The sequence below is a fragment of the Micromonospora sp. KC721 genome, from assembly GCF_004348355.1.
Classification (GTDB): Bacteria; Actinomycetota; Actinomycetes; order Mycobacteriales; family Micromonosporaceae; genus Micromonospora.
On sequence record NZ_SMJY01000241.1, the window covers coordinates 1 to 8,379 of the forward strand.

Sequence of the window (8,379 nt, forward strand, 5' to 3'; positions counted from 1 at the left end):
GGCGAGGAGGGTGCGGCCGCAGCTGGGGAGGGGGTGCAGGGCGATGCGGCGGGGCAGACGGCGCGGCCACTCGTTCTTCGGCCATGAGCCGTCGACGATCAGGTGCACGGTTCGCTCCTCGGCGCCGCTGAGGCGCAGCACGAACTCCCGGGGCAGTGGCGGGTCAACGCTCGGCGTGGTCACCATGAACCGCACCCTGCCCCGCGACGACACCGCGGAGATCACGTCGGCGGCCGGCATGGTGCCGCGCAGGCGTACCCGGCCGATCCAGTAGACCTCCGCGGCGTGCTCCTGGGCCGCCCGGGTGATCGCCGGGTACTCACTGCGTACCCAGCGCTCGACCGCGCCCACGCAGAGCCCGCAGGCCCGCTCGCGCGGCTCTCGTGGGCCCAGGCCCCAGGCCCGCAGGTACGCCCCAACCGTGCCGGGGTCCATCGCCAGGCCGAACTGGCGCTGGACGAGGCTGCCGAGGCTCTGCCTGGTCCAGAGCTCCTCGTCCAGTCCGAACTCGTCGGGGTGGACCCCCCGCAGCACGTCGATCAGTTCGAGTTCCTGGTCGCGGCTGAGCGTTCCGGGCTCGCCCTGCCGGTGTCCGCGACGGATGGCTGCCACCGCTCCGTCACCGCCGATGGTGTGGCGCCGGCACCAGCTGGTGACCGAACGCCGCGCGTCTCTCAGTGCAACCGCCACATCCTGCGCAACGAGCCTGAATCGCGACTGGTCACGATATGTAGGTAGAAAAGTATCTCAAGCTGCAATGTGCGGCTAATGGGGTATAAGGCGTTAAATCGGGCGGATGCTGTGTAGGTGTGACGCCGCACAGCAGCAGCGACACGCCTGGCGTACGGAAAAGGCGAGGCCCGCGTACGCCGGGAGCGGTACGCGGGCCTCGACGCGGCCGGTCGGTCAGCCGCCTAGCCGCTTGAGCGCGTTCTGCAGATTGATCAGGTCGGTCTGCTGGGTGTTCTTCATCGTCTGGGCGACCCGGAGCACGTCCTCGTCGCTGCCGGCGTCGAGGATTCCCTGGATCATGTGGATCCCACCCAGATGGTGATCTGTCATGAGCTCGAGGAAGAGCACGTCCAGCTCCCGGCCCTGGGCGGCGCGCAGCTTCGCCATCTGCTCCGGGGTGGCCATGCCGGGCATCAGCCCGTTGCGCACCTTGGCCCGGCCGCCCGGCATCCAGGCCATCGGCGGCTCGGAGCCGGTTGGATCCAGCCCCCAGGAGCGCAGCCAGGTCTGCATGGTGCCAATCTCGCCCTGCTGGCCGCTGGCGATGTCGCCGCCGATCTGGCGTACCTCGGGATCGCTGCCCCGCTGGAAGGCGATCAGCCCCATCTCCACGGCCTGCGCGTGATGGGTGGTCATGTCTCGGGCGAAGCCCGCCTCGGCGGAGGTGTCGCCCGGGCGGGTGAGCGTCGGCGTCAGCAGGCCGCCCGCGTATCCGAGGAGAAGCCCGACCACGACGGCGGACGCCACCGCCAGGAGGCCGAAGCGACGCGCGGGCCGCCCCCCGTCGCCGGCCTCGCTGGCCGAGGGTGCGTCCACGTCGTTCCCCGTCGTCGTCGGTGCCGTCAACTGGTCACCCCTGCTGCATGTTGCCGGCGTCGCGCGGGGTGGTGCCGGTGGCGGTGATGCCCTGATTGCACAGCGCCGTCGGCCCCTCGACGGAGGCGTTCACCCGCAGCGTCTTGATGAACTCGTCGATCCGGGAGTCGTCGGCGTTGTCGACCTTGAGCTGGTACCCCCACGCCTGCAGCGAGATCGGCTTGTCCAGACCCTCGAACGGGCTGAGCATCGTCTTCTCCACGCCCTGAACCCGGTTCCGCAGCTTTGCCACCTGGTCGGCCGGCAGGTCGGGACGGTAGGTGATCCAGACGGCCCCGTGCTCCAGACTGTGAACCGCGTGCTCGCTGGCGATCGGGGCGTCGTAGACGTCACCCATGCAGTTCTGCCAGGCCCCGTTGTGCGGGCCGGCCACCGGCGGGTTGATGTCGTACTTGACGGTGCCGGCCTGGTGCTGGCCACCCTGGACAAGCTTCTCGTCCTTCGCCCGGTAGTCGACGATGCCGTCGATCTCGGCGGCGCGCTTCTCCCACGGCTTGGAGCCCTCGAACACCGCCCAGCCGCCGTACCCGATGATCCCCACGGCCAGCACACCGACCGCGACCCAGAGGGCGATCGGACCCCAGGCCCGGCCCTGGCTGACTTTTACGGGGGCGATCGGCTTCTTCGGGCCCTTGCCCTTGCCGCCGGAAGTCTGCCGTGGGGTGGCCGACTTGCCCGCTCCGGGCTTGGCGCCGGCGGCGGGCCGGCCCGCCGCCGGCTTCTTGCCGGTGCTGACCACGGTCGGGCGGCGCTCCGGGCCGCCCGGGGTGCTGATGCTCATCGTGCCTCGTCAGGTCGGTCGGTCAGGGGATCTGGCGGGCCGGGTGCAGATGTTGGGTCGCCGCCGCGGTGCCCGAGTCTACCCCCGCTAGCATGGTTCGGTGACTCCCGCAGAACTCGCCCAGGTTGTCCTCACCGCAGCCCATGCCGTCTTCACCGAGCGAGGGCTGGACCCTGCCGTGCTCCCGGCGGAGACGACGGTCGAGCGTCCGCGCAATCCCGAGCACGGGGACTACGCCTCGACGCTCGCGTTGCAGCTGAGCAAGAAGGTGGGCGTGCCGCCGCGGGAGCTGGCCACCGCGCTGGCCGAGCAGCTCGGCCGGACCGCCGGGGTGAAATCGGTCGAGATCGCCGGCCCCGGGTTCCTGAACATCCGGCTCGACGCCGCCGCCGCCGGTCAGCTCGCCCGGCTGATCGTGGAGGCCGGCGAGGAGTACGGCCGCAGCGACCGGCTCGCCGGCCAGAAGATCAACCTGGAGTTCGTCTCGGCCAACCCGACCGGCCCGGTGCACATCGGCGGGGTGCGCTGGGCGGCCGTCGGTGACGCGCTGAGCCGGCTGCTGCGGGCCACCGGCGCCCAGGTGGGCACGGAGTATTACTTCAACGACGCCGGCTCGCAGATCGACCGGTTCGCCCGGTCGCTGCTGGCCGCCGCCCGGGGCGAGCCCGCCCCCGAGGACGGCTACGGCGGGGCGTACATCGCCGAGATCGCCGAGGCGGTCCAGCGCAGCCGACCGGACGTACGGGAGTTGGACGACGCCGAGGCCGAGGAGGTCTTCCGGGTCGAGGGCGTGACGCTGATGTTCGCCGAGATCAAGTCCTCGCTGGCCGCGTTCGGCGTCGAGTTCGACACCTACTTCAACGAGAAGGACCTGCACGACCGGGGTGAGCTGGAGCTCGCCCTGCGTCGGCTGCGGGAGCAGGGTCACGTTTTCGAGGCCGAGGGCGCCACCTGGCTGCGTACCACCGACTTCGGCGACGACAAGGACCGGGTGCTGCGCAAGTCCAACGGCGAGTGGACCTACTTCGCCGCCGACTGCGCCTACTACCTCGACAAGCGCGAGCGCGGCTTCGAGCGGGTCGTGATCATGCTGGGGGCCGACCACCACGGCTACATCGGCCGGATGAAGGCGATGGCCGCCTGCTTCGGCGACGACCCGGAACGCAACCTGGAGATCCTGATCGGCCAGCTGGTCAACCTGCTCCGTGACGGGGCTCCGGTGCGGATGAGCAAGCGGGCCGGCACCGTGGTCACCCTGGAGGACCTGGTCGACGCGATCGGCGTGGACGCCGCCCGGTACGCGCTGGCCCGCTACTCGGCCGACTCCCCGATCGACATCGACGTGGAGCTGTGGACCCGGGCGAAGAACGACAACCCGGTCTTCTACGTGCAGTACGTCGCGGCCCGTACCGCCGGGGTGTCCCGCCAGGCCGCGGAGATCGGAGTGACCCGGGGTGAGGCCGCCGCGTTCCGCCCCGAGCTGCTCGACCACGACAAGGAGAACGAGCTGCTCAAGGCGCTCGCCGAGTTCCCCGCCGTGGTCGCCACCGCCGCCGAGCTGCGGGAGCCGCACCGGGTCGCCCGCTACCTGGAGGACCTGGCCGGGGCGTACCACCGGTTCTACGACAACTGCCGGGTCACGCCGAAGGGTGACGAGGAGGTCACCGACGTGCACCGGGCCCGGCTCTGGCTCAACGACGCGACCCGGGTGGTGATCGCCAACGGCCTGCGGCTGCTCGGCGTCTCCGCCCCGGAGAGGATGTGACATGCGAGCGCGAGGAGTGAGCTTGCGAGCCCCGCAGTCGCGAAGCGGAGACTCGCGTGTGCGAGCGCGAGGAGTGAGCTTGCGAGCCCCGCAGTCGCGAAGCGGAGACTCGCGTGTGCGAGCGCGAGGAGTGAGCTTGCGAGCCCCGCAGTCGCGAAGCGGAGAGTGCTGATGCGCGCCCACGAGGCCGGCGCCCTGCACGGCGACCTCGGCCAGCGGGGGCCGGCGTGGCTGCGTACCCCCGCCGACGTCAACGCCCTGGTGCCGCAGCTGTGGCCGCGCAACGTGGTGCGGGCCGCGGACGGCGCGCTCACCGTCGCGGGCCGGTCGGTCCGGGACATCGCCGCCGAGTTCGGCACCCCGGTGTACGTGCTGGACGAGGACGACCTCCGCTCGCGCTGCCGCGACTTCCGCGCCGCGTTCCCGACCGAGGACGTCTACTACGCCGGCAAGGCGTTCCTGTGCCGGGCGGTGGTCCGCATGATCGCCGAGGAGGGTCTGCACCTGGACGTCTGCACCGGCGGTGAGCTGGCGACCGCACTGTCGGCGGGGATGGAACCTGCGCGGATCGGCTTCCACGGCAACAACAAGTCGGTGGCCGAGCTGACCCGGGCGCTGGACGCCGGGGTGGGGCGGATCATCCTCGACTCGTTCACCGAGATCGACCGGCTCACCGCGCTGGCCCGCGAGCGGGGCGTCCGGCCGCGGGTGATGATCCGGGTCACCGTCGGCGTCGAGGCGCACACCCACGAATTCATCGCCACCGCGCACGAGGACCAGAAGTTCGGCTTCTCGCTGGCCGGCGGGGCGGCGGCCGAGGCGGCCTTCCGGGTGCTCGACGAGGGCGTGCTGGAGCTGCGCGGCCTGCACTCGCACATCGGGTCGCAGATCTTCGACGCCAGTGGCTTCGAGGTCTCCGCCCGCCGGGTGCTCGCCCTGCAGGCGCAGATCCGCGACGCGCGCGGGGTGGAGCTGCCCGAACTGGACCTCGGCGGCGGCTTCGGTATCGCGTACACCACGCAGGACGACCCGGCGACCCCGCAGGATCTCGCCAAGCGGCTCCGCAAGATCGTGGAGTCGGAGTGCGACAGTGAGCGGCTGGCCGTGCCGCACCTGTCGATCGAGCCGGGCCGGGCCATCGTCGGGCCGGCGGTGTTCACCCTGTACGAGGTCGGCACGGTCAAGTCCGTGCTGTTGGGCGCCGGTGGTGAGGCTGCCGCGGGGCGGCGTTGCTACGTCAGCGTGGACGGCGGGATGAGCGACAACATCCGCACCGCGCTCTACGACGCGTCGTACTCGGCCACGCTGGCCGGCCGGGCCTCGACCGCGGCACCGCTGCTGGCCCGCGTGGTGGGAAAGCATTGTGAGTCCGGGGACATCGTGGTGAAGGATGAATTCCTGCCCGCCGACGTGCAGCCCGGAGATCTTGTCGCAGTGCCCGGCACGGGTGCGTACTGCCGGAGCATGGCCAGCAACTACAACCACGTGCCCCGCCCCCCGGTGGTCGCGGTGCGTGACGGCCAGGCCCGGCTGATCGTTCGACGGGAAACCGAAGAAGACCTGCTCGCCTTGGATGTGGGATGACGTCACCTGTGCGTTTGGCGCTGCTCGGTTGCGGGACCGTCGGTGGTGAGGTGGTCCGGCTGCTGCACGAGCAGGCGGCCGACCTCGCCGCCCGGATCGGCGCGCCGTTGGAGATCGCCGGCATCGCCGTACGTCGGGTCGGGCGGGATCGCGGCGACCTGCCGGTCGACCCGGCGCTGTTCACCACCGACCCGCTCGGGCTGATCAAGCGGGACGACGTGGACGTGGTGGTCGAGGTGGTCGGCGGCATCGAGCCGGCCCGGAGCTGGCTGGTGGAGGCGCTGCGAGCCGGCAAGAGTGTGGTCACCGCCAACAAGGCGCTGCTCGCCGAGGACGGCGCGACGCTGCACGACGCGGCCGCCGAGGGCGGGGCCGACCTCTACTACGAGGCGAGCGTGGCCGGGGCGATCCCGCTGCTGCGCCCGCTGCGCGAGTCGCTGCACGGGGACCGGATCAACCGGGTCACCGGGATCGTCAACGGCACCACCAACTTCATTCTCTCCGCCATGGACGCCACCGGCGCCGGCTTCGCCGAGGCGCTGGAGGAGGCGACCGAGCTGGGGTACGCCGAGGCGGATCCGACGGCCGACGTGGAGGGCTTCGACGCCGCCGCGAAGGCCGCCATCCTCGCCTCGCTGGCCTTCCACACCCGGGTCACCGCCGCCGACGTGCACCGCGAGGGCATCACCGAGGTGACCGCGGCCGACATGGCCAGCGCCAAGGCGATGGGCTGCACGATCAAGCTGCTCTGCATCGCGGCCCGGGGGGTGGATCCGGCCGGCCGGGAGACGGTCAGCGTCCGGGTGCACCCGGCGATGATCCCGCTGACCCATCCGCTGGCCAGCGTCGGTGACGCGTTCAACGCGGTCTTCGTGGAGGCCGAGGCGGCCGGGCAGCTGATGTTCTACGGACGGGGCGCGGGCGGCGCGCCGACGGCCAGCGCCGTGCTCGGCGACGTGGTGGCGGTGGCCCGCAACCGGCTCGCCGGGGCGCGCGCGGCCAGCGAGTCCGCGTACGCCGACCTGTCGGTGCGGCCGATGGGGGAGGCGTTGACCCGCTACCACATCAGCCTCGACGTGGCTGACCGGCCAGGTGTGCTGGAGTCGGTGGCCGGGGTCTTCGCCCGGCACGAGGTGTCCATCGCCACCGTGCGGCAGGGCCCGGCCGGTGGCGGCCCGGCAGGTCGGGGCACCGAGGCGGAACTGGTCATCGTCACCCACGTCGCGCCGGACGCCGCTCTCGCGGCGACCGTGCGGGAACTGCGCGGGTTGGAGATCGTCCGGTCGGTGGCCAGCGTGCTGCGGGTCGAGGGCGGGGCGTGACCTGGCGTCTCGACTGATGGTTAAGGGTGGGTGCGGTGTATGGCGGTCCGGCGGGCTGGGCCACCATGGAAGGGGCCCTGACTTCGAGCGGGGCGGCAGAGGCGAGGAGAACGACATGTGGCGGGGTCTGATCGAGACGTACCGGGACCGGCTGCCGGTCACCGACGCGACCCCGGTCGTCACCCTGCACGAGGGGAACACCCCGCTGCTGCCCGCTCCGGTGCTCTCCGCCCGGCTCGGTTGCGACGTCCACCTGAAGGTGGAGGGAGCGAACCCGACCGGCTCCTTCAAGGACCGGGGCATGACGGTCGCGGTCTCCAAGGCGGTCGAGGCCGGGGACAAGGCGATCATCTGCGCCTCCACCGGCAACACCAGTGCCTCCGCCGCCGCGTACGCTGCCCGCGCCGGGATCACCTGCGCCGTGCTGGTGCCGCAGGGCAAGATCGCGCTGGGCAAGCTGGCTCAGGCGCTGGTGCACGGCGCCCGGCTGCTCCAGGTCCAGGGCAACTTCGACGACTGCCTCTCGCTGGCCGCCAAGCTCGCCCAGGACTACCCGGTGGCCCTGGTCAACTCGGTCAACATCGACCGGCTGCACGGGCAGAAGACCGCCGCGTTCGAAATCGTCGAGGCGCTCGGTGACGCCCCCGACATCCACTGCCTGCCGGTCGGCAACGCCGGCAACGTCTCCGCCTACTGGATGGGCTACCAGGAGGACCTGGCGGCGGGCAACACCAGCCGGGCACCGAAGATGTACGGCTTCCAGGCGGCCGGCGCGGCCCCGATCGTGACCGGCCAGGTGGTGCCGGAGCCGTCCACGATCGCCACCGCGATCCGGATCGGTAACCCGGCGAGCTGGACGAAGGCGATCGACGCCCGGGACGCCTCGCAGGGGCTGATCGCCGCGGTCACCGACCGGGAGATTCTGTCGGCGTACCGGCTGCTCGCCCGCGAGGTGGGGGTTTTCGTCGAGTTGGGCAGCGCGGCGAGCGTCGCAGGTCTGCTCCAGCAGGCCGCGGCGGGCCGGGTTCCGGCCGGGTCCACGATCGTCTGCACGGTCACCGGCCACGGTCTGAAGGACCCCGAGTGGGCCATTTCCACCGCCCCGGCCCCGGTGACGATCGCGAACGACCCCCTGGCCGCCGCCCGCTCCCTGGACCTGGCCTGACCCTGGCCCACCACCGCCCGGTCAGTTCCCGCCGGCCCCGCCCACGCTCCTGCGGCGCTTCCGTGCGGCGATGACCATGTGCCGCACGTGCGGCGATGACCATGTGCCGCATGTGACGGTGTTTTCCCGACCGGAATAGGGCTGCCTGCCGCAT

At 71.6% G+C, this 8,379-nt stretch carries 7 protein-coding genes; 4 read left to right on the forward strand and 3 right to left on the reverse strand.

The window, feature by feature from the left end:
• The 3 genes from E1182_RS27215 to E1182_RS27225 form a co-directional block, all read right to left on the reverse strand.
• On the reverse strand, positions 1–690 hold a 690-nt coding region (locus tag E1182_RS27215; protein ID WP_132270566.1), incomplete at its 3' end, for a winged helix-turn-helix domain-containing protein.
• Between the two features lie 216 nt (positions 691–906).
• A complete protein-coding gene (locus E1182_RS27220; protein WP_132270568.1) occupies positions 907–1,578 on the reverse strand; it encodes a DUF305 domain-containing protein in 672 nt (223 codons plus the stop codon).
• A gap of 4 nt (positions 1,579–1,582) precedes the next feature.
• Positions 1,583–2,389, reverse strand: a complete 807-nt coding sequence (locus E1182_RS27225; RefSeq protein WP_132270570.1) for a DUF3105 domain-containing protein — start codon at positions 2,387–2,389, stop codon at positions 1,583–1,585.
• Between the two features lie 100 nt (positions 2,390–2,489).
• Here E1182_RS27225 and argS point away from each other — a divergent pair, with 100 nt between their 5' ends.
• The 4 genes from argS (at position 2,490) to thrC (ending at position 8,225) form a co-directional block, all read left to right on the forward strand.
• Positions 2,490–4,154 (forward strand): arginine--tRNA ligase, encoded by a 1,665-nt coding sequence (argS, locus tag E1182_RS27230; RefSeq protein WP_132270573.1) that lies wholly within the window; start codon positions 2,490–2,492, stop codon positions 4,152–4,154.
• Positions 4,155–4,325: 171 nt separating this feature from the next.
• Positions 4,326–5,738, forward strand: coding sequence for a diaminopimelate decarboxylase (gene lysA, locus E1182_RS27235; RefSeq protein WP_132270576.1), 1,413 nt, complete (start codon positions 4,326–4,328; stop codon positions 5,736–5,738).
• Positions 5,739–5,746: 8 nt separating this feature from the next.
• Positions 5,747–7,060, forward strand: coding sequence for a homoserine dehydrogenase (locus E1182_RS27240; RefSeq protein WP_207914366.1), 1,314 nt, complete (start codon positions 5,747–5,749; stop codon positions 7,058–7,060).
• Between the two features lie 115 nt (positions 7,061–7,175).
• Positions 7,176–8,225: a threonine synthase gene (gene thrC / locus E1182_RS27245; RefSeq protein ID WP_132270580.1), complete on the forward strand. Its 1,050-nt coding sequence runs from the start codon at positions 7,176–7,178 to the stop codon at positions 8,223–8,225.
• The last annotated feature ends 154 nt before the right edge of the window (positions 8,226–8,379 follow it).

Excerpts from the sequence above, each read along its gene's own strand:
- E1182_RS27225 (WP_132270570.1), bottom strand. The coding sequence starts at position 2,389 with ATGAGCATCAGCACCCCGGGCGGCCCGGAGCGCCGCCCGACCGTGGTC.
- lysA (WP_132270576.1), top strand. The coding sequence starts at position 4,326 with ATGCGCGCCCACGAGGCCGGCGCCCTGCACGGCGACCTCGGCCAGCGG.
- thrC (WP_132270580.1), top strand. The coding sequence starts at position 7,176 with ATGTGGCGGGGTCTGATCGAGACGTACCGGGACCGGCTGCCGGTCACC.